At 62.4% G+C, this 21,543-nt stretch carries 20 protein-coding genes; 6 read left to right on the plus strand and 14 right to left on the minus strand.

From position 1 onward, the window contains the following. Positions 1 to 19: 19 nt before the first annotated feature. Together V4529_07700 and V4529_07705 are read right to left on the minus strand one after the other, a co-directional pair. Positions 20 to 487: a DUF3293 domain-containing protein gene (locus tag V4529_07700; protein MES2358216.1), complete on the minus strand. Its 468-nt coding sequence runs from the start codon at positions 485 to 487 to the stop codon at positions 20 to 22. Continuing rightward, positions 462 to 2,120 (minus strand): HAMP domain-containing sensor histidine kinase, encoded by a 1,659-nt coding sequence (locus V4529_07705; GenBank protein ID MES2358217.1) that lies wholly within the window; start codon positions 2,118 to 2,120, stop codon positions 462 to 464. The genes V4529_07700 and V4529_07705 overlap by 26 nt, the downstream gene beginning before the upstream one ends. Before the next feature lie 182 nt (positions 2,121 to 2,302). Between V4529_07705 and egtB the strand changes: the two genes are divergently transcribed. Genes egtB through V4529_07720 form a run of 3 tightly spaced genes read left to right on the plus strand, consistent with a single transcriptional unit; the run spans position 2,303 to position 5,597 of the window. After that, positions 2,303 to 3,613, plus strand: coding sequence for an ergothioneine biosynthesis protein EgtB (gene egtB, locus V4529_07710; GenBank protein ID MES2358218.1), 1,311 nt, complete (start codon positions 2,303 to 2,305; stop codon positions 3,611 to 3,613). 10 nt (positions 3,614 to 3,623) lie between these two features. Beyond that, positions 3,624 to 4,538 carry an L-histidine N(alpha)-methyltransferase gene (gene egtD / locus V4529_07715; GenBank protein MES2358219.1) on the plus strand — a complete coding sequence of 305 codons (915 nt, stop codon included), beginning with the start codon at positions 3,624 to 3,626 and terminating at the stop codon, positions 4,536 to 4,538. A 3-nt stretch (positions 4,539 to 4,541) separates the two neighbouring features. Further along, entirely contained in the window at positions 4,542 to 5,597 is a 1,056-nt protein-coding gene (locus V4529_07720; protein ID MES2358220.1) for a glutamate-cysteine ligase family protein, read from the plus strand. 52 nt (positions 5,598 to 5,649) lie between these two features. Here V4529_07720 and V4529_07725 read toward each other — a convergent pair whose 3' ends face one another. The 6 genes from V4529_07725 to V4529_07750 all read right to left on the minus strand — a co-directional run bounded on the left by V4529_07725 (position 5,650) and on the right by V4529_07750 (position 12,922). Continuing rightward, positions 5,650 to 6,201 carry a DedA family protein gene (locus tag V4529_07725; GenBank protein ID MES2358221.1) on the minus strand — a complete coding sequence of 184 codons (552 nt, stop codon included), beginning with the start codon at positions 6,199 to 6,201 and terminating at the stop codon, positions 5,650 to 5,652. 144 nt (positions 6,202 to 6,345) lie between these two features. Beyond that, positions 6,346 to 7,224: a protein-glutamate O-methyltransferase CheR gene (locus V4529_07730; GenBank protein ID MES2358222.1), complete on the minus strand. Its 879-nt coding sequence runs from the start codon at positions 7,222 to 7,224 to the stop codon at positions 6,346 to 6,348. Beyond that, positions 7,221 to 8,294 (minus strand): chemotaxis-specific protein-glutamate methyltransferase CheB, encoded by a 1,074-nt coding sequence (gene cheB / locus V4529_07735; GenBank protein MES2358223.1) that lies wholly within the window; start codon positions 8,292 to 8,294, stop codon positions 7,221 to 7,223. The genes V4529_07730 and cheB overlap by 4 nt, the downstream gene beginning before the upstream one ends. A gap of 33 nt (positions 8,295 to 8,327) precedes the next feature. After that, a complete protein-coding gene (locus V4529_07740) occupies positions 8,328 to 10,340 on the minus strand; it encodes a GAF domain-containing protein (GenBank protein MES2358224.1) in 2,013 nt (670 codons plus the stop codon). 15 nt (positions 10,341 to 10,355) lie between these two features. Beyond that, positions 10,356 to 10,772 (minus strand): chemotaxis protein CheW, encoded by a 417-nt coding sequence (locus V4529_07745; GenBank protein ID MES2358225.1) that lies wholly within the window; start codon positions 10,770 to 10,772, stop codon positions 10,356 to 10,358. A gap of 29 nt (positions 10,773 to 10,801) precedes the next feature. After that, positions 10,802 to 12,922 (minus strand): chemotaxis protein CheA, encoded by a 2,121-nt coding sequence (locus V4529_07750; protein ID MES2358226.1) that lies wholly within the window; start codon positions 12,920 to 12,922, stop codon positions 10,802 to 10,804. A gap of 227 nt (positions 12,923 to 13,149) precedes the next feature. Between V4529_07750 and V4529_07755 the strand changes: the two genes are divergently transcribed. Next, positions 13,150 to 14,040 carry an HDOD domain-containing protein gene (locus tag V4529_07755; GenBank protein MES2358227.1) on the plus strand — a complete coding sequence of 297 codons (891 nt, stop codon included), beginning with the start codon at positions 13,150 to 13,152 and terminating at the stop codon, positions 14,038 to 14,040. A 21-nt stretch (positions 14,041 to 14,061) separates the two neighbouring features. Here the strand turns inward: V4529_07755 and V4529_07760 are convergent, their stop codons facing one another. Next, positions 14,062 to 15,309, minus strand: coding sequence for a DUF2252 family protein (locus V4529_07760; GenBank protein ID MES2358228.1), 1,248 nt, complete (start codon positions 15,307 to 15,309; stop codon positions 14,062 to 14,064). Between the two features lie 144 nt (positions 15,310 to 15,453). Here V4529_07760 and V4529_07765 point away from each other — a divergent pair, with 144 nt between their 5' ends. Further along, positions 15,454 to 16,752 carry an Nramp family divalent metal transporter gene (locus V4529_07765; GenBank protein MES2358229.1) on the plus strand — a complete coding sequence of 433 codons (1,299 nt, stop codon included), beginning with the start codon at positions 15,454 to 15,456 and terminating at the stop codon, positions 16,750 to 16,752. Positions 16,753 to 16,847: 95 nt separating this feature from the next. Here the strand turns inward: V4529_07765 and V4529_07770 are convergent, their stop codons facing one another. Together V4529_07770 and V4529_07775 are read right to left on the minus strand one after the other, a co-directional pair. Then, positions 16,848 to 17,105, minus strand: coding sequence for a GlsB/YeaQ/YmgE family stress response membrane protein (locus V4529_07770; protein MES2358230.1), 258 nt, complete (start codon positions 17,103 to 17,105; stop codon positions 16,848 to 16,850). Positions 17,106 to 17,216: 111 nt separating this feature from the next. Then, on the minus strand, positions 17,217 to 18,338 hold the full coding sequence (locus V4529_07775; protein ID MES2358231.1) for a YCF48-related protein: 1,122 nt from the start codon (positions 18,336 to 18,338) through the stop codon (positions 17,217 to 17,219). A 70-nt stretch (positions 18,339 to 18,408) separates the two neighbouring features. Here V4529_07775 and V4529_07780 point away from each other — a divergent pair, with 70 nt between their 5' ends. Then, positions 18,409 to 19,434, plus strand: a complete 1,026-nt coding sequence (locus tag V4529_07780) for a radical SAM protein (GenBank protein ID MES2358232.1) — start codon at positions 18,409 to 18,411, stop codon at positions 19,432 to 19,434. A 12-nt stretch (positions 19,435 to 19,446) separates the two neighbouring features. Here the strand turns inward: V4529_07780 and V4529_07785 are convergent, their stop codons facing one another. From V4529_07785 to V4529_07795, 3 genes are read right to left on the minus strand one after another with little or no spacing between them, the layout of a single operon-like run. Further along, entirely contained in the window at positions 19,447 to 20,049 is a 603-nt protein-coding gene (locus V4529_07785) for a class I SAM-dependent methyltransferase (protein MES2358233.1), read from the minus strand. A gap of 45 nt (positions 20,050 to 20,094) precedes the next feature. Next, complete coding sequence (gene arfB / locus V4529_07790) at positions 20,095 to 20,556, minus strand: alternative ribosome rescue aminoacyl-tRNA hydrolase ArfB (GenBank protein ID MES2358234.1); 462 nt, start codon at positions 20,554 to 20,556, stop codon at positions 20,095 to 20,097. Beyond that, positions 20,531 to 21,502, minus strand: coding sequence for a YpdA family putative bacillithiol disulfide reductase (locus tag V4529_07795; protein MES2358235.1), 972 nt, complete (start codon positions 21,500 to 21,502; stop codon positions 20,531 to 20,533). The genes arfB and V4529_07795 overlap by 26 nt, the downstream gene beginning before the upstream one ends. Positions 21,503 to 21,543 lie beyond the last annotated feature (41 nt).

A 21,543-nucleotide genomic window follows, 5' to 3' on the forward strand; every position in this document is an offset into this window, starting at 1 on the left:
CGCAACGCGTCGATGCCGATTATATGATTACGGGAAGCCGCAGCCTCTCATTGCGAGAGCACACCGGAACTATCCAGAATGCATCGCCGTCAAACCAGAACATTGCCAGCTGCTCATACCTGCGCGCGATGTCGATGGCCGATCGCTGGTCAAGTGCGATCGCGATACTCCGCTCACAGTGCGACTCGTCGGGACTGCACGCATCTACGCAAACCTGCGTCACGCTCAGCGCCGCGGCCTCCTTCAGTAAGCTAGCCGCGCGCGCATCGTTCACGGCGGACAGTTGCCGCACACCCATCGGATCCTGGGCTGTAATGATTCCGAACGACTGTTCGAAACCAATTTCACGAAGAGCCGCGCGTACACGGCGGTCGACCGCCGTCCGCAGATCGATGGTTATCGCCGGCGTCGAGCGAAACTGGAGGATTGTCTCCGGGAAGCTCCCCCAGCCATGAGCCGCGTCAGGCGATGACGCCAGGAGGCTCACCGTTCCTGGCCCGGGCAGGGAGCTCCAGCGGCAGCGAAACGATGAACGCACTGCCCTGGCCCACCGCGCTCGTGACTATCACGTCCCCGCCAAGGAGCCGGGCGAGCCGGCGGGTCACGCTCAGGCCCAGGCCGGTGCCGCCCACGCGACGAGTGCTCGGCTGCTCCACCTGCCAGAACGCATCGAATATCTGATCGCGGTGCTCCTCCGCGATTCCAATTCCGGTATCGCGGACGACGTAGCGAACGATCGGCCCGTCGTGCTGAACCACCAGTGTTACGCGGCCGGCCGGCGTAAACTTCACTGCGTTGGAGAGCAGGTTCACGAGAATCTGCCGGACCTTCCCGCTGTCGGTGCACATCGCGAGCGGATATCCGATCGGAACGACTTCCAGAGGCAGTCCCTTCTCTCTCGCCAGCGGCTCGACCAGTGTCGCCGCATCGTGTGCGACTTCGTTGGCGTCGATATCCTCCGCCTGGACGATTTCCCTTCCCGCGTCCACACGCGAATACGAGAGGATCTGGTCGATGAGGTGCAGCAGATGCTGAGCGCTCGCCTTCATCCTGCCGAGCTGATGCTTCTGGGCGTCGTTGACGGGCCCGGTGATACCGTCAGCGAGGAGCTCCTCGTATCCTATGATCGCCGAAAGCGGTGTGCGGAGCTCGTGCGACATCACTGCGAGAAAGTTGCTTTTCGCCGTGTTGGCACCCTCGGCGGCCTCTCGCGCGCGCTGCTCGCCTGCCAGCAGCTCCTCGCGCACACGGTCACTTTCGTACGCCATGTGCGCCGACCAGTTGACGAGCCACAGGAAGATCGCCACCGTCGCGACTACATATATCGAAACGCCGAACGGTGTATCGTACCAGCCGCTCTTCTCACCTACGAGGCGCAGCCAGCCGAGCAGAAATGGGACGGACACGGCCGCCGGAACGAGACGGCGGGCGACCGTTCCAGCTGCGCCCGGGTCGACCAGCAGCTTAGGAATACCGCTGGAGCGCCGAGCGAATACGATCCCGATTCCAAGCACGAACAGAGACGCAGCGCTGGATACTGCCATCCCGGAATACGGCCCCACGGAATACAGGCCACTCACGCCGAACGCGTAACCGACGAGTCCGAGGAAACCGACCGTACCACCGATCAGGCCTACCCAGTGCGAGGAGGCGCGCCCGGTGCGGTCATCGATGTGGAGCGATATGATGCCGGCAGCGATGAGAAATATTCCGACCAGCGTATTAAGTGCCATCCGACCGGGCGGACTCCACGGCTCGCGGATCAGCTGGTCGCGGGCCATCAGCAGATCCAGGCCCAGATCGCGGCCAGCGAGCCATGAAGCGAACTGGATGGCCGCGATCAGTATCACTATGCACGCCAGAACGATGGACGCCACGCGCAGCGCGAACGGTCGTTCCTTTGTTGCGGCGAACGCCAGCGCGACGGCGGCGCAGGCAAAGGCGACACAGCTCAATGGCAGCATCACGATTCCGCCGGGATAGAGCCCGGTCGCCGGATCCATCCCCAAGTACCACTCGATCAGGGTGCCGAGCGCCACAAGTGTGACGAGAACGGCCGCCGCGAGAGGAACTTGCTCGAAGAACCGAATTACGCGGGCCTGGCCGCTCGATTGACTCATTCGGGGTGCGGATACACGGAGGATGGAAAGCTGCCCTCTATGTTCCCGGTGTGCAACTGCGGGCAGCGCCCTTTACGCCGCGGTTATCATATGTAGATGCTCCACCACACTCACCGGGGCCGCCCTCAAGCTCCCGGCAAAGTGCAGTGCCGGCCCTCGTTCCAGGCGGAATCATGCTGAAAATGGCGGATTCTACACAGTCGGGCCTGCGGAACTCGATCTGCGCAAAGTTGACGGAAGCGCGCGAGCGTACGCTGCTTCTGGTCGCATCTCTCACGGATGAGGATCTCCGCGTCCAGCACGACCCATTGATGAGTCCCATCTTATGGGACCTCGGCCACATTGCTCATTTCGAGGAGCTGTGGCTGACGCGCAATCTGTCCGGGAAGATAGAGTTTTCCGAGATGCCGGGGATGTACAATCCATTCGAGCATCCGCGCGCGACCCGCGCCGCACTTCCGCTGCCGTCGCTGCAGGCATTGATACAAACAGCGGCGGAGATTCGCGCAGACACGCTGGCGGCACTCGAATCTGCCGACCTGCACTCGGACTATCCGCTGTTGGCCGGCGGTTTCGTGTACAACATGGTGCTGCAGCACGAGTACCAGCACAACGAAACGATTCTGCAGACGCTGCAGCTCAAGACCGGCGAACCCTATCGCGCACCGCGCGCGATCGCCGCACCGCCGGCCGGGAGCGATGCCTTCGGCAGGATGGTGCGCGTCAACGCCGGCACGTATCCGATCGGCACCGACGATCGCACTGCCGCGTACGACAACGAGCGGCCGCGACACCCGGTCACCGTCAACGCCTTCGACATCGATGCTGCCCCGGTAACCAACGCCGCGTACGAGCAGTTCATTGCGGACGGTGGATATCAGCAACCGGAGCTCTGGTCTGACGACGGTCGCGCATGGTTGGCCGATTCCGGTGCGCTCGCACCGAAATACTGGACCGCGTCGCCCGATGGCTGGCTGACACGAACGATGGACGTGGTCGCGCCGATCGGGCCGGATCATTCCGTTTGCCACGTGTGCTACCACGAAGCGGATGCGTACGCACGCTGGGCAGGCAAGCGGCTTCCCACCGAACAGGAATGGGAGATCGCCGCATCGTGGGATCCAACGACCGCGAGCAGTCAGCGATTCCCCTGGGGCGGCGCAGATCCGACAGCGCTGCACGCGAACGTCGATCAGCTCTTCTTTGGAACCACACCGGTCGGCGCGTTCGAGCGGAACGTATCTCCGCTCGGATGCTACGGAATGATCGGAGACGTGTGGGAGTGGACGTCGAGCGATTTTTCCGGCTACCCCGGTTTCGTCGCGTATCCATATCCGGAATACTCCGAGACCTTCTTCGGTGCGGAATACAAGGTGCTGCGTGGAGGCTCGTGGGCAACGCGCCCGGGTGCCATACGCAACACATTTCGCAACTGGGATTATCCCATTCGCCGCCAGATTTTCAGTGGCTTTCGTTGCGCGCGTGACATTTGATCGCGCTTTGATGTTGAGCGATGTGCGCGAGGGCCTCACCGCACAGCCGCGCCATCTTCCGTCCAAGTACTTCTACGACGAGCGCGGATCGCAGCTGTTCGACGAGATAACGCGGCTGCCGGAGTACTATCCGACCAGGGCCGAGCGTGCCCTCCTGCAGGATCGTGCTGCAACGATAGTATCGATCACACACCCGGCGACACTCATCGAGCTCGGTGCCGGCAGCTCGGAAAAGACGCGACTGCTGCTGGATCAGATACTGAAATCCAGGCCGTCTGACGTTACCTATATCCCGGTGGACGTGAGCGCGGACTTCCTCACGGCATCCGTCGCGCAGCTTCGCGACGAATATCCGTCGCTGACGACAAGTCCCGTGGTGGCTGACTTCTCCGCGCAATTCGCCCTTTCCACGCATCCGTTGCCGGCTCTGCACGCATTCCTTGGGAGCACCATTGGCAACTTCACTCCGGCGGCAGCTGTAGAGCTGGTGACGAGCGTACGCAAACGAATGGCAATCGGCGACTTTTTTCTCCTCGGAATCGACCTGCGCAAGGACCCGATTCAGGTCGAGCGCGCGTACAATGACAGCCGCGGTGTCACGGCCGAGTTCAACAGGAATATCCTGAACGTCATCAACAACACGCTCGGCGCCAACTTCGACACGTCCATGTTCGACCACAACGCCGTGTATGACACGGATAAGCACCGCATCGAGATGCGCCTCAGATCCCGCATTCAACAGACCGTATCGATCCCGGAAGTTGGCGATATCGTCTTCGCGGCCGGCGATGCGATTCTCACCGAGCTGAGCTACAAGTACGATCGTGGCATCGTCACTGATCTCCTCTTCGCGAGTGGATTACAGTTGAGAGAATGGTTCACCGATGACGCAGAATCATTCGCGCTCGCACTCGCAAGCCGCTGACCGATGCCACGCAACTCGCCACAGATGCGCGCGCTGGTCGAGTCTCTCTTCCAGCCGTCGCATCCGCATAATCCGGACGGCTCCATGGGCGCCGAGCTGGAGCTGATACCGTTTCGCGACCGCTCGCACCAGAGAGTATTGATAGACGCAAGCGACACGGGTCCCGGCAGCGCGGACATCATTCGCGACGCTGGAAGCACACGCGGTTGGCGAGAGGAAACCGACAGTTACGGTGCTCCGAGTTGGGCGACGCCGGATGGCGGCCACGTTTTTTACGAGCCTGGTGGCCAGATCGAGATCAGCTCGCCCGTATTTCCATCAGCCGCGGCGCTGGGCAGGTTTCTGACTGAAACGGTACACGCGATCCGCGACTCGGCGCGCGCCGCGGACGTGTTATTCCTCAGCGGCGGCGTCGATCCATACAATTCGCTCGGAACCATCCCGCTCCAACTGCATGCACCACGTTACGAAGCGATGACGCGCTACTTCGACTCGATCGGCGCGTCCGGCGCACGCATGATGCGACAGACAGCGTCGCTTCAGGTCAGCGTCGAGCTCGGTGCGCATCCGCTCGAGAGATGGAAACTCCTCAACTCGCTCGCTCCCTACCTGATTGCCGCGTACGCCAACTCGCCAGACTACGAAGGAAGTCCTACCGGCTACGCGAGCTACCGCGCGCGATTGTGGCAGACGCTCGACAACACGCGCACGGGCCTGCCATTCGACGCGGAAGATCCGATAGCGGCCTACACTCGCTTCGCGGAACATGCAGGCCGAATCCTCGACGACGACGCCGCGCATCTCACCACACTATTCCCCGAGATACGTCCGCGCGGCTACTTCGAGATCCGGTCGATGGATTCGATGGAACCAGATCGATTCGGCGAAGCATTGCACTTCATCTCGCGGCTCGTTCACGATCAGGACCTGGCGGCGGAAGCGCAGGAAGTTGTCGGAAATCCAGACGCCAGCCTTCTGCCACACGCCGCGGAGTTCGGGCGAGCCGACCCGAGGATCGACGCGCCGCTCAAGGTGCTCGACATACTCGCCGCGGACTAGAGCGGGTCCGTCGCTCCGGCACAAGCGGGAATGACGGGATGCGCGTACAGCGTCAAGGCCTGGCGATCCTCCCCTGCCTGCGTCGGTACAGCCACAAGGACACTGCCACAAGCACGAGTACGCACAGCAACGCGAAAGCACCGCCGCGGAGGTAGCGTTCGAGCCGCGGCAACTCGTGCCCGAACGAATAGCCAAGCGCCGCGAAGGTCGTAGCCCACAGCAACCCTCCGACAGCGTTGCAGATCTCGAACACGCCGAACGACATTCCGGCCGCTCCGGCAACGATGCCTACGATCATCCGGAGGATCGCCACGAACCGTGCGATGATGACCGTCCTGACACCATTTCGCTCGAAGAATCCGTGCGCCGTCGCCAGGCGCTCGGTGGTCATCCCGACCCAGTGACCATGCCGGTGGAGCAATGCCATGCCACCAAAACGACCGATCCAGTAGCCGCCGGTCCCGCCAGCAATGGTCCCGATCCATGCTGCCAGCACCACTGTCACGATGCTCAGATCGCCTTCAGCAGCGAGTGCCGCCGCCGTGAGGAGCACGATCTCACCAGGGAGTGGCAATCCCATCCCTTCGAGCGTGATGAAGCCCACAACGGCAGCTTCGCCGTATGTGCGAACGAGATCAGTAACGGTCAGGAAGTGCTCTCGGCGAACGCATGCATGGGCTCAGGCATCATTGCAGAAATCAACGCACGGCGCATGCCTCGCCGCAAGAGACGGATCTGCTACGCGCTCTCAGGCCACGAATACGGCCTGCGCATTCGCGCGCAGCCGTTGTTCCGCGATTTCAGCGTCGTCGCGCCGTACGTGCAGCGACGTCGGGATGTCGGGAATACGCACTAGCCTCTCGGTAAGCCCGAATGCCGTTTCCGTGGCACCGAGAAACAGATAGCCGCCCGGGGTCAGCGCCGATGAAAGGCGATCCAGCACATCTTTCTTCGTCATCGTGTCGAAGTAAATCAGCACGTTCCTGCACAGCACGATGTCGAATTGCCCGAGTGATCTGAACGATTCCAGCAGATTCAACTCCTTGAACGAGACCCGCTTGCGAATGTCGTCGGAGAGACGGAAACCATCCGCAGTGCTCGTGAAGAACTGCCGGAGATAGCGGTCGGGAAGGCCGCGCTGCACTTCGATCTGTGTGAACAGACCGCGGCGCGCTCGGTTCAGGGCCTGCGAGGAGAAATCGGTCGCGATCAGATCTATCCGCACCCCAGCCAGCTGCACGCCCATTTCCGCGATCAGCATCGCTATCGAATAAGCTTCCTGGCCGGTCGACGCAGCCGAGCTCCAGATGCGCAATGCGCGGCCGCCTCGCCGGCAACGCTCGGCCACTTCCGGCAGAATGGTCGTACGCATTATCTCGAACGGCACGGTGTCTCTGAAAAAGAACGTTTCGCCAGTCGCCATCGCGTCGCAGACGGCCTTGATCAGCTCCTGATGCGGACCCGCGCGCAGGATCACGATCAGCTCGTTTACCGACCCGAAGCCGTACGCTTTCGCTACGGCAGGGAGCCGGCTCTCCAGCAGATATTCCTTGCCGGGCCCAAGAGCCAACCCGCTCTTGGTGCGCAACAGGGTGCTGATGTACGAATAATCTTCGGGATTGATCACGACCGGACGGGACAGAGAGAAGCAACGTGCGTTGAGATGGACCTCAGCGGGAGAATCGAACAGGGAATTCCGGACGCGACAACACTCCCGGGCATCCCCCAGACCACACTCGTCGTCTCGTCCTGAACGATTACCCGACCACCGGACGCGGCGACCGCCTGACAACCCCGACGACCATCATCGCCCATGCCGGTGAGTACCACCGCGAGCACGCCGTTCGGGAACGCCTGAGCGGCTGTTCGGAACATCGGATCGGCCGCGGGGCGGCAATGGTGTTCCGGCGGGTCGCTGGTGATGTGCAGCGCCGGACTGCGCACGAGCCCTCCACCAATCACCGTCAGGTGATGGTCCCCGGGGGCGACGTATATGCGTCCCGGCTGGAGCGCTTCACCGTCGTGCGCCTCATCGCACGGGAGACTGCTCTCTCGGGCGAGACGTTGGGCGAACATGGTGGTGAAGATCGGGGGCATGTGTTGCGTGACGAGCACGGGCAACGGGAAGTCACGTGGAAGACCGGACACCACTATCGCGAGCGCGTTGGGGCCGCCCGTGCTTGCCGCGAGCGCGAGTACCTGCGGCTCGAAGTCACCGCCGGGAAGCTGAACGTGGCGCGTTCCGTTTATCGATGTCGCGGCAGCAGCCGTTCCAGATCCTGCAACTGCGCGAATCTTCGCAATCACCTGCGTCGCCGCTGCCTCGACGCCAAAAGTGCCGCCGCCGCGCGTCGAGGGTTTGTACACATAGTCCACCGCGCCAAGGGCAAGCGCGCGCATGGTGACCTTTGCGCTCTCCTGTGTCAGCGAGCTGGTTACGAGTACACGAACGCGTGGATGTCGCTGCACGATCAGCGGAAGCGCGGTTAGGCCGTCCATCACCGGCATCTCGATGTCCAGCAGGACGACGTCTATCTCCTGCAGTCGCAAGGCGTCGAGCGCGTCCCTCCCGTTCATCGCGGTAGTCGCCACTCGCATGTCGTCCTGCTCATCCACCATCCGGCCAAGCACACCGCGCACGACGGCTGAGTCATCCACGATCAGTACGCGAATTGGCTGGATGCCGGAACTTGTCACGGCGACACCGGAATTTGGGATGTTGTTTCTCGTCTAGATGCCAGCGCGCAGCTTGCCGAGGAAGCTGTCCACGGCGCCGCAGAGGCGAACCGCCTCGGCGTTCAGCGCCGCGGCAGAACCGTTGAGGCCCTCGGCGGTGTGTCCGGATTCACCGGCAGCGACGGTGACACCGGCGATGTTGAGCGTCACGTCGGCAGTTCCGCGCGCAGCTTCCGTTACGTTCCGGGAAATCTCGCCGGTGGCCGCGTTCTGCTCTTCCACTGCAGCCGCGATCGTTCCCGAGATCTGGTTGATTGTGCCGATGACGCCGGAGATGTCACCGATGTCGCGAACGGCGCGAGTAGCGTCATCCTGAACGCTAGCGATCTTGCGCTCTATCTCCTCGGTCGCGCGCGCGGTCTGGCGCGCAAGCTCCTTCACCTCGTTGGCAACGACGGCGAATCCCTTGCCTGCCTCGCCAGCGCGGGCAGCCTCGATCGTGGCGTTCAACGCAAGCAGATTGGTCTGCTGCGCGATGGACGTGATCACCTTGATGACCTGACCGATCTCCTTGCTGCTCTGGCCCAACTGCACCATCGTGCTGCTCGCGCTGGACGCCTGACGTACGGCATGCTGTGCGACGGTGGACGCTTCCTGTACCAGTCCAGCGATCTCGCGAACGCTCGCGGAGAGTTGCTCTGCCGAGCTTGCAACCGTCTGCACGTTCCGCGTTGCCTGTTCGGACGACGCCGCGACGGCCTGTGCCTGACACGCAGTCTCTTCCGCCGAAGCAGCCATTCCCTGGGCACTGGCTTCCACGTCCGCGGCCGAGACCGTGACCATCTGAACCACGCTCTTGACGTCGCGCTCGAATTCATTCGCAAGTGCTACCTGCTCGGCGGCACCGCTCACCATGCGCGACACATCGCGCAACATCGTGAGGCGACGCTCGGACGGACGCAATTCGTCTGACGAGATGAATTCCATGATGCCGATCACGCGGCCCTTGACGATGACAGGGAACGCAACCCCACTGCGCACGTTAGCGCGTCGCGCCATCGGCGAGCGAATTGAATCGCCCTGATCCGCCAGATCAGGAACGAATACGAGGTCATGACTTGCCCATGCGCGGCCGGCCAGCCCCTCGCCCTGCTCGAATGTGCAATCACGAGTGGCACGCCGGAAATCCTCGTCGATCGAGCCGGATTCGACACAATAACGCAGCCTGTTTGCGGAACTGTCGATCACCCAGTACGTGCCGTAGGCCCACTTGAACGAGCTTCGGACGAGCTCGAGCGCAACCTTTGCGATGTCGTCGACCGAGTTGCGTCCCGCATTGGCACGCAGAACGGTGACGAGCACTTCCATGTCTTCTTCCGCTTCGAGGCGAGTCGCGCGCTCGCGCATGCGTTCGAGCGCCGACGACACCAGCTCGGCGACGCGACGAAGCACGTCGATGCGCTCATCGGAAAGTGCCAGCGGCTCCATGACGAAGAAGTCGAGCGCTCCAACGACCTCGCCACCTACCGATAATGGAAGCGCGATCGCAGCAGTGCATCCCGCTGCCTGCGCGACTTCGCCGCGGCGGTCCTGCAGATACTGCAGATCGTCAACGATGAAGACGTCGCGATAACGCCACGCCTTTCCGACGAGACCGTCTGCTTCTGCATACGCCGCACTGACCGTGACTCTGTGAAACTCGTTGTTCACTGCGCCCGATTCCAGCGCGAAGCGAAGATGCTCCTTCTGATTGTCGGCGTTCCAGTACGATCCGTATGGCCAGCCGAAGCCGGCGCGAATTGCTTCGAGCGCGCCGCGTGCAGCTTCAGCCGCGCTTCCGGCTCGAGCGGTGGCGCCAGCGACGTGCATGATGACTCGCGCATGGGTCTGCGCTTCGAGCACTCGCGTCTCCAGCTCGTCCACGACCTGCCGCTCTCGCAGTGCGCCAGCGCGCCGGTCGGTCTTGCGACGCTCGGACTTCGCCAGGTTGTCGCCGCTTCCGTTCCTGGTTGGCGCTGCGACCTGAACTGGATCGGTGATGTCGTCGAGGTTGATGCGGGTCGTCATACAGCGTATCTCGGTTTATGGGCGTGTATTTGGTTCAATCAGCAGGCGCGTCACATCGACAACCGCGAGTAACCCCTGGTCCATCCGTACAACGCCGGTACACGCCCTGGCCCAGGCGCCGCCAAGACTGGCCGGAGCTGGATCGAGCGTCCCTGGCGAAACAGCAAAGACGTCGCCGACTTCGTCGACAACCAGCGCGAACAGCTCGTCGCCGTCGCGGACCACCACATTCATTGAAGAGTCGGACGCATGGCGCGAAATCTCCAGCCGCTGGTGGACGTCGATCGCGGTCACAATCTGGCCGCGAAGGTTGAGAAAACCGGCGATCCCGGGGCCGGCCAGCGGAACGCGTGCGATCCGCAGATGACCGATCACTTCCTGAACGTCCATGACGTCGACGCCAAACCACTGGTCGCCGACACGAAAGGTCACCACTTCGCTGGCAGGGGCGAGTGTCGCGGTCAAGAGACAGACCCCCGGCGCGCTCGCTCCATGTAGTATGAGACGTCGAGGACTTCGGTAGCGGCGCCGGCAATCACTGCCGTCCCGAGCACCCCGGGACGCGTCGAGGCGAGCTCGAGGTTCACTATCTCATCGACTATGTCGCGTATCTCGCTCACGGCGATTCCGAACGAGGCGCTGCCCTCGTTGAATACGATGACTGAATTGCTGCGTCCCGACGTGAACGTCACCGCCGGACTGGCGGGCACGAGAGGCAGCAGGAATCCGCGATACTGAACCATCGCCCGTCCGCCGGCGTACTCGATGCTGTCCGACGAGATCTCTTCCAGGCGCGAGACGCTCGACAACGGTACTGCCTGAACGGCGTCGTCGCCGACGCCAAAGACCAGCAGACTGTCGGCCGGGTTCTTCGCAGGCTCCTGTACCGTCTCCACCACTTCTGCCGCGGCGTTCGTACGTGCTCCGGCACGCCCTGCAAGCGCGGCTGGATCAACGATCATCACTACCCTGCCGTCACCAAGGATCGTGCAGCCGGCGTAGCAGCCGACGGCGCGAATGAGGCGACCGACCGGTTTCACCACAATTTCCTGCGTGTCCACGACGTCATCGACGATTATTCCGAAGCGCGCGGTACCAGCCTGACAGATGACAAGAGTGGCGACACCGCCGCGTTCGTCGGCGGGAAGACCCAGCGCGTCACCCAGCGTAACAACCGGGACGAGATCATCTCGCAGCCGAAACAGCCGGACGTTGTGCAGGACGTCGAAGCGCGCAAGCTGATCCTCGGACAACCGGATCAACTCGAGGACGCTGGCCTGTGGAAACGCGAACGTCTCGCCCCGCGCACTCACGATGAGCGAGGATACTATCGCGAGCGTAAGCGGGAGGCGAACACGAATGGTGCAACCCTGCCCGCCTACGGATTGCAGATCCACCGCGCCGCCGACGCGCTCGATGTTGCTGCGAACTACGTCCATGCCGACGCCGCGTCCGCTGATGTGCGTCACTTCAGTGGCGGTCGAGAAACCGGGCTCGAAGATGAATCGCAATACCTGGCAGTCGCTCATCGCGTGTGCCTCTTCCTTCGACACCAGACCGCGTTCGATTGCAATACGCCGTACCCTGTCCGCGTTGATCCCCTTTCCGTCGTCGGTGACCTCGACGATAACGTGGCCGGCCTCGTGATACGCATTGAGTACGATCTTGCCAATAGCAGGCTTTCCTGACGCGCGCCGGGCGTCCGGCGATTCGATTCCGTGATCCGCGGAGTTGCGCACCATGTGCGTGAGCGGATCCTGCAGAGCCTGCACCAGCTGGCGATCCAGCTCGGTCGCGGCGCCCTTCATGTCGAGCTCGATCCTCTTCCCCGTTTCGCGTGCGATGTCGCGCACGATGCGCGGCAGCTTGCTCCACGCTGAACCAACCGGCTGCATGCGCGTCTTCATCACTGCGCCCTGCAGTTCGGCGGTGATTCTGCTCAGCTGCTGAACCGGCGCTCCGAAGGGTGAGTCTTCGTCCCTGGACGACATCTCGAGGAGCTGATTGCGGCTGAGCACGAGCTCTCCCGCAAGATTCATCAGCGCGTCCAGCAGCTTGACACTCACCCGGATCGACGACGGTGCGGCGGTGGCCTGGTCGGCCGAAGTGCTCCGCATCGCCGAGAATGCATCGGGCGACATTGCCAATTCGAGCGTGGCGCTCGCGATTGCCTCGGGACCTATCGCGATTGCGTGACGGGGAGCGTCGGAGCCAAGCCATTGCTCCAGCAACGCGATCAGCAGGGAGTCGTCTCCGGCGGGCTCGGTCTTATTCGCCGCGAGCTCGGCCAGAATCGTCTTGATTACGTCGACCGCTCTGAGAATGTCGGAGATGACGTCCGGCTCAGGCTTCAGATCCCCGGTGCGAAGCCTGTCCAGCACTGATTCGGCGGTGTGCGACACCGTCTCGAGGCGCGGAAGCCCGAGAAACCCACAGGTTCCCTTGATCGTGTGGATGGCGCGGAAGATCGAGTTCAGGAGCGACGCATTGGACGGATCGCGCTCGAGCTCGACCACGTCCTGATCGAGCTGAGCGAGGTTCTCCGTACTTTCGGCAAGAAAGTCTTTGAGCAGATCGTCCAAGTACCGCGTCTCCAAACGAGGATCGAGGGGGGCCGCCAGCAGTGGCTCTCCTCACCCCTTCAATGGTCGGCCTGGGTGGACGAAACTTGACGTTTACGGGGCGGCGGTCGTCTCTCTTGCGGGCCGGAGAGCCGTCCCATGGCGCCGAGGCGGCTCTACAGCCTGGGCTGGGAGGCGCCGATACTCAAATGGGTGTCCTTTATCCGTGACTTTGCCGTACCGATTCCATGATTGACCAGCTCACCGCAGAGGTCGCGTCGCGGATCGACGCGATTTCCGCGTCCCTTACCTCGCAGGAACGCACGGATGACACTGTGCGCTTATTGCGCGACATGAAGGCGTCGCCGGCTACCAGCATCAAGCAGGCCCCACAAGCCGCGCAGCGCGCCCTGGCCAAGACACGCAATCCGGATATCGGCATGGCCGAGCTCGTTCGAGTGGTCGAGGAGGATCCGACGCTTGGGCAGGCGCTTCTGCGTTACGCGAACTCGGCCTACTACTCGACCGGCAGCACTGTCGTATCGCTGCGTCATGCGGCGCAGCGGGTTGGCGCATCCGGCGTCCACAACGTCGTGCTGGGCGTGATGCTGGAAGGAATGCTGTGCAGGCCCGGCGGCGAATATCAGAAGATGGTGATTCAGGTGCGCGACCATCTCGTTCGTACGGCGCCCATAGCGCGGGCAATCGGACGTGGGTTCGGACTGATTCCGGACGAGTGCTTCTCGCTCGCGCTACTGCATGACGCCGGCAAGCTGATCGTATTCGACGTGATCGGTGCGCTGAGACATGAGACGCGGCGTGACGTCAACGTGCAGAAGAGCGTGGTATCGCGCGTGCTCAAGGAGTTGCACGAGCCGTTGGGCGGAATAGCTGTGTTGCACTGGGGACTCGGTGATTCCGTCGCGGCAGCGATATCGACGCATCATCGCGATCCGGTTCCCACCGAAGCGAATCGGATGAGCGAAGTGCTGTTCATTGCGGAACGCGCGGAGCATTCACTGTCTGGTGTGATCCCGCGAGAGGTCGCAACATGGTGGGAGCAGGGTGCTATCTCGGGCGATGCTGCCCGTGTCGAGGAATTGATCTCGGCGTATTCGGAAAGCGAGCTGGCTGCGTAGGCAGCGTCCGCGGCGACGCCGTTACCCGGTGGCCGTCTGCTCGCTGAAGTACCCGTCATCGTACGCCTTGCAGAATTCGGCGTACTGACGCTCAGTCCGCTCGGCGGCATCACGCGCCAGTTGCACGAGGGCGTCACGCCAGGATGTTTCGCGCCCGAACGCCGACAGTTGTTCGATTGGTGCAGATCCGAGCCAACCGCCGCCTCTCAAGTGCAGCCACGCGGCGACTGACGCCATCTGTACGATGGCCTCGCCGATCTTCTTCGGCTGTCTGGCCCACTCGTGCAGGCGAACACGATCTTCCTCTGGCTGCATCTCGCGGCTGCAGTAGCTGCCGCCATTCCACTCTGCGGAAAAGAGAAATGCCGGGGCAACGACGGACGAGTGACGTTGAACCGAGACTATCCGATCCGCCTCGTCGCGCCACGCGGGTTGACCGTGGGCACGAAGCGTTGCGATCGCCGAAGCGTGGGCGAGCTTCACGTCGAGCAGCACGTTGCGATCGGGTGAGCCCCGCCCTTCTACCAGCACGATGTAGCGTGGAAAGGCGATACTCCCGATTCCGGCGATACGGTGCGCCACGTCGACGATCCTGAAGTATTCGCGATCACGCGCGGCGTCAGCGATGCTTTCCATCATGTGCTCGATGCCAGCGCGCTCCTCGGCGGTAACAGCAAGCGTGTGCTGCCCATCGATCAGCACTCGGCGGCGCTTGCCCTTGCGTGTGGTGTAGCGACCGAGCAGCTCCGTGCGGGACCTGCCCGCGACCTGCGCGAACAGACGCTTGACCGTTCCTCGCGCGCTCTCGCGCTCGATCCAGGAAGGCTTGCCGAGCGATAGCTCGGTCGAATATGCGACCAGCGAGCGTTGGACGAGCGCGTCCGTATCATCTGGCGATACCCCCCATTCGTCCGATCCGACATGGATGCTCGCGAGGAACCTGACGAGATCCAGGGTCAACGGGCCGAGCGCGCTCTCGTCGAAGTCCGTGACGTCGAAATACGTGAGGCGATTGTCCCCCTTGAAGGTCCCGAAGTTCTCAACGTGGAGATCGCCGCACAACCAGGCCGGAGGCGCGCCGGAGAGCGTCTCGACCTGCGGGAGTGCAGCATAGAACAACTGGCACGCTCCGCGCATGAACGAGAACGGAGTCTGCCTCATCGCGGCATATTTTCGGAGTCGAAGCGCCGGATCCGACCCCTGGTTGGCCGCAACGATCGACTTCAGCGGGTCGGATGAGAGGTTGGATGGCGCGTCGCTGTCGTTCATTCAGCTAATCGTATGCACACGCAGTCGAGGCGGAAAGGTTGGACAACGTAACAAACTCCACAGGATAACGCCGCAGCCGCGGCCCAACCCGACACCATGGCGCAAGAGCAACCTGAACACAGGCACGGGCACAGGGCGGGCCACGTGACGACCCTGCCCAATATCGAGATACGCAATACCGGACCGAAGGCGTTCCTCAGAAAGCTGGGTCCTGGTCTGGTTACCGGCGCTGCGGACGACGATCCATCCGGCATCGCCACGTATTCGCAGGCCGGAGCAGCATTTGGATATGGCCTGCTGTGGACGGCACTGATCGGCCTGCCAATGATGATCGCAGTGCAGCTGATGTGCGCCAGGGTCGGCGTCGTCGCCAAGTCCGGGCTCGCTACGGCGCTTCGGGACCACTACTCACGAAGCCTGCTCTGGTTCGCGTGCATGCTGCTCGTGGTGGCGAACACGCTGAACATAGCCGCGGATCTGGGCGGCATGGCAGCGGCAGCGCAATTGCTCACTGGCATTCCACGCGTGATTCTCGTGCCAGTGTTTGCGGCGCTGATACTCGCGCTGCTGATATTCGCGTCATACGAATCCATGGCGCGCGTGCTCAAGTGGTTCGCACTCGCATTGTTCGCGTACGTAATCGCCGCCGTGCTCGCCCATCCGAGCATACTCGGCGTGTTGAAGGGAACGTTCCTGCCATCGATAAGATGGGACAGGGAATACCTGATGACGTTCGTGGCAATTCTCGGTACCACGATTTCACCGTATCTCTTTTTCTGGCAGGCCTCGCAGGTGGCGGAGCAGGAAGAGCACATGCGGGCGCGATTTCCGATGCGGAGAAGGCGCGGAGAGATGCGCCGCACAGGACGCGAGCTGAGAGACGCAGCTGTCGATACGGAGTCGGGGATGGTCGTGTCGCAGGTCATAATGTTCTTCATAATCCTCACGGCGGGTGCAACGCTTCACAAAGCCGGCATTACCGACGTGCAGAGCGCCGATCAGGCGGCAATTGCGCTGCGTCCTCTTGCGGGGCCACTTGCGTACTGGGTCTTCGCGCTCGGGATCGTCGGAACGGGAATGCTGGGTGTTCCGGTGCTGGCGGGCTCGGCGGCGTACGCCATCGCAGAAGCGGGTGCATTCAAGGGCGGCATGGATGAGAAGCCCGACGGTGCGCGCGTGTTCTACGGCGTGATGGCGATTGCGATGGGAATGGGCACCGTGCTCGCGTTGACCAAGTTCAACGCGATGAAGATGCTGGTCTGGTCCGCCGTGATGAACGGAGTGCTGGCACCGCCGTTGATCGTGATCATTCTCATGGTGTGCAACAATGAGAAGATCATGGGGCGTTACAAGAATGGTAGATTGCTCAACGTTCTGGGATGGGCAACAGCCGTACTGATGGGAGTTGCCGCTCTCGCGATGATCGTGTCGTTCTTCGTCTAGCAAGGAGTGCGGACACAAGAAGTCCGGCGCTTACCGAGCGCCGGACTTTTTTTTCATGCAATCGTCGTCCTCATACTCGCGGACGACAACAAGCGTCAGACTGCGGTGCGGTTTCCTGTAATCAGACGAACGATCCAGACCAGTATCACCGCGCCGATTATCGCGACGATTATCGACCAGATGATACCGCCACCCATTCCAACGCCGAGCGCCGTCATTATCCAACCGCCGATTACACCGCCGATTATACCGAGAACAATGTCCATGATCGGGCCATAACCGGAGCCCTTCATGATTCGCCCGGTTGCCCAGCCGGCGATGAGCCCCACGATGATCCACCAAATCCACGACATGTTACAAGTCTCCGTTCGTAGCTGTGGCCGGGCCCGTACTCAAGACACGACAGGTCCCGTTGACCATGGGTGGAGCAAGACGCGCGCCGTTGCGAGGCACATTCGGATTTGCTACGGCAAACGTTTCCCGATCTTTACCCCGGTGTGCAAGCCACTGAGAATCGCGACTTTTCCGTGAGCACCAGCCGCCGTCGCAGTACCATCAGGTCCCGACATTACGACGTTGAGCGATAGCGAGTCGAGGCGCGACCAGGTGACGCCGGAATCGAGCGAGAACGATGTTCCTTCGGTCCCGACGGCGATCAACTGTTTGCCGGTTTTCCGTGCGTCGAGATACGCCACTCCGGACAGAAAGCCGGTCGACGGTTGAGGTGCAGCGGCGATCCACGTCGAACCGCCGTCGTCGCTGCGTGCGACGGTGACGGCAGAAGCATCCGGCTTGGCGTAATTGCCGCCGACCGCAACGAGATGACGCGTGTCACGACAGGCGAGTGAGAAGATTCCGGCTGCTGCGACACCCGCCTTGATTGGCGTTTCCACGACCGACCAGTTCCGGCCTCCGTCAGAAGAGTGGAAGACGCGTGACGACGCTGCGCCGCCCGTGCCCAGCCATGCGTCCTTGGGTCCGCATGTGACCAGCGAGGTCCCGCTTGCGGCGAACGCCCCTTCTCCGGGGAGCGCTGGCGGGAGTCCGGCGTCCGGAATACGAGACCAGTGCCGGCCGCCGTCCTTCGTTTCGAGAATCACGAAGCGGCCGTTCATCGGATCGCCGACCGCCAGCCCATGGCGCGAATCGAAGAAGGCCATGCCGTCGAGAAAGGCGCCCTTGCTCTCGTCATGGTACTGGAGCGTCCAGGTCCTGCCGCGATCGGTCGTCCGGTAGATGAGCGCAGTGTCCTGGGCCGACACCATCAGCAGCGCAGTATCGAGCGAAAATGCGTGGACAGCGCGAAAATCGAACGACCGTGCCGCCGCGACGTTGCCTGGATGCCAGCTTCGCCCGGCATCGTTGCTCCACGCGAACGTCGCTCTGGTTCCGCTGATCCAGACGACGTTGCTGTCGACGACACTCATGCCTCGAAACGAGGCGTCGGTCCCGGGATTCCGGGTGCTCCACTGAGCCTGAGCGCCCGAAGCAAGGGTAACCCAGAACGTTATCGCGAGCGCGATCGAGCGGGTGATCGCAGCACGCCGGTGCGACCAGACGATGGTAAGCGATGGCCATGGAATCATACGGAATAATCTACGACCGGCCGCCACCGAGTCGTTTCGCTTTCGGTATCCATTCGGTATACTTCCGCTCATGCCAGGGCTCAGGACTGGAGGACGGCAGCTCCCGCTGTTTCCACCGGATGTCGAACGATCGTTCGAGTTATTGCCAGCGTTGGGGGAGCAGGGCGACATACGGTATTTCGCCACGCGTGCGCGGTCCGTTCTCAACGCTCCGGAAGCGACCGGGATGAACTTCTGGTCGGTGAATCCGTACGTCGGCTGCGCGTTCGGCTGCACCTACTGCTACGCCAGGTACGCGCACCGTTACGTGATGGAGCGCGCGGCGGACCACGATCGTCTGGAAGACGGGCTCTCCGACGACTTCGAGAGCATGGCTCCCTGGCTGGCGTTCGAGCGAAGAATCTTCGTCAAGCGGGACGCGCCTGAGATTCTTGCACGCGCGCTCCGCACAGGTGGCGAGCGCTATCTCGGTCTCATAAACGGCGACACGATACTCATCGGCTCGGCGACCGACCCGTATCAGCCGGCGGAGCGGCGCTTTCGCGTGACACGCCGGATTCTCGAAGTGCTGGCGGAGCACCCCGGCCTCAACATCGTGATCATCAGCAAGAGTCCATTGATCACACGCGACGTGGATCTGCTCAGGCGTATTGCGCGGCACTCACGCATTCACGTTCAGATCTCGCTCATCACGGTCGATCGCGAGCTCGCACGACGGATCGAGCCGCGTTCGCCGACGCCGGATTCACGACTACGTGCGATTGCACGTCTGCGCGACGCGGGGATCGAGACGGGGGTGAACTGCATGCCGGTTCTTCCCGGCATCACCGACGATCCGGCCGCGCTGGACGAGCTCGTGCGTCGCGTCGCCGAGGCCGGAGCGGTCCGGATCGGTGCGTGCGCCCTGAGACTCGACCGAAGCGCGCGGCTGCGCTATCTGCCGTTCATCGAGCAGGAGTTTCCGGAGCTGGCCGCGCGTTATCGCGCGAGCTACTCCCACGGCCGGAATGTGGGAGACAAGTATCGTGAGGGATTGGCCGAGCATTTCGCCGTGCTGCGCGCGAAATACGGCATCGGCGACGGCACCCGATACTGAGAATCCCGAGCATCAGGCGCGCTCGAGTCCCACGAGCGTCGACACATTCTCCCTCGGGATGTAGCAATGCAGTCCGCAGGGAACGAGACCGGCGTCACGAATGATACGCCGATACGACGCGCGGGATTCGGCATGCCAGCCTTCCGTGTCGCCTTCGACTTCGTCCTCCGACGCGAATATCTCCAGGTATGCGAGTCCCGCGGTACGGTCGGCGATGTTGCGAATTGCGCGTATCATTACATCACGCGGCAGATAGTTGATGACGCTGCAACACACAACCATGTCGAAGCTGCGATCGGGGACGAGCCGCGGCAGATCATCCACGGTTCCCTGCACTATGTTGCGGCGCTTTCCGAAACGACGCACAGCATATTCGCTCGGATCGACGCCCTGATATCGTAGCGACGGACGAAGTGTTCTGAGTACCGGTTGCCAGCGTCCCTCACCAGCGCCGACATCCAGCACGGATCGGACCGGATGCGCGAGCACGTACTCCGTGGCGGCGACGGCGAAATTGATCAGTCGCCTGAGATCGGCGGTCGTTCCCACACGATGACTGGGGTGGCGGTACCACTTGTCGAAGTAGCCGCTGTCAAAACGCTTCTGTTTGGTCACGATGTTGGTTCAGTCGAACGTGAGTCGGACGGACGTCGCAGGGGATCAGTCGTCGGCATTGCTGCGACGCACGCGTTTCTTCTCGGACAGCTTGCGTTTGTCGTCGAGCCGCGCCTGCTTCGCCGCGCGGCTGGGCCGCGTCTTCCGGCGCGCCCTGGGAATGACGAGCGCGCGCCGCACCATGTCAGCGAGACGCGTTTCGGCCAGCTCGCGATTCTGCAGTTGACTGCGCGTATCGCTCGCTACCACGCGGAGTTCACCGTCGTCACTCAAACGCGAAGCGAGGCGCGTGATGAGACGCGCACGATCGTCATCGCTCAAAGCCTGCGAAGCGGTGACGTTCCAGGTGATCTCGACGCGCGTGGATGTCTTGTTGACGTGCTGGCCGCCCGCGCCCGATGCTCGTGTCGCGCGGACGCCGAGCTCGGCGCGCGGGATCGCGAGCCTGTCATTCACACGCAGTGCGCGCTCGTCCTCGCCGTCAGCAGCGGAAGATCTTGTCGCCATCGAAGCGGCCGTTCTCGATGAATATGCCGGACGTATATCGGCCGGCAACGATGCTACCAGCCATGTATATGCCGGGCACGTTGGTCTCGAGTGTGTCTGGGTTCACCGACGCACGTTCGGTATCAGGCTCCAGCTCGATACCCAGTCGCCGAAAGAGCGCGAAGTCCGCGCGAAATCCCGTAAGTGCGTACACACGATCCGCGTGCAGCACCTCCTCCAATCCCTCGGCATTGCGTATGATCACGGCGCCCTGTTCGATACGCAACACCGTTGCGCCAAGCCGCGCAGAGATCTCGCCAGCGGCGATGCGGTTCTCGATGTCGGGCTTGACCCAGTACTTGACGCTTGCCGGAAACACGGTGCCGCGATATACCAGCGTAACGCGAGCGCCGGCACGAAACAGCTCGAGCGCTGCCTCGACCGCTGAGTTGCGTCCGCCGATGACCACCACGTCCAGTCCGACACTGCGATGCGGCTCGTCGAAATAGTGGTGGACAAACGGAAGCGACTCGCCGGGTACGTCCATGAGATTGGGCTCACCGAAATATCCGGTCGCGAGCACGAGGCGCTTGCAGTCGATCACAGTTTCTCCGCTCGGCGTTGCGACTGTGCACCTGATGACATCACCAACGCGTTGTGCGGTCACGAGCTTCGTGTAGGTCCGCACGCGCAGCTTATCGGTACGTACCACACCGCGATAGTACTTGAGAGCTTCCTCGCGAGTGGGTTTCTGTCCAGCCGCGACGAACGGGTGGCCACCGATCTCCAGCAGCTCGGGGGTGGTGAAGAATCCCATGCCGATGGGGTAGCGCACGATCGAATCGGCGATGGCGCCGGCCTCGATTATGAGCGGATCGATCCCGCACTTTCTGGCTGAAATCGCGCACGCGAGCCCGATGGGACCGCCGCCGGCGATTACCGTATCTTCGAATTGGTTCTTCTGCATGTCGAGTCGAGTAAGCTACAATTGTGCCGGCTCGGGAGTGC

This window comes from Gemmatimonadota bacterium (genome assembly GCA_040388625.1).
Taxonomy (GTDB): domain Bacteria; phylum Gemmatimonadota; class Gemmatimonadetes; order Gemmatimonadales; family Gemmatimonadaceae; genus Fen-1247.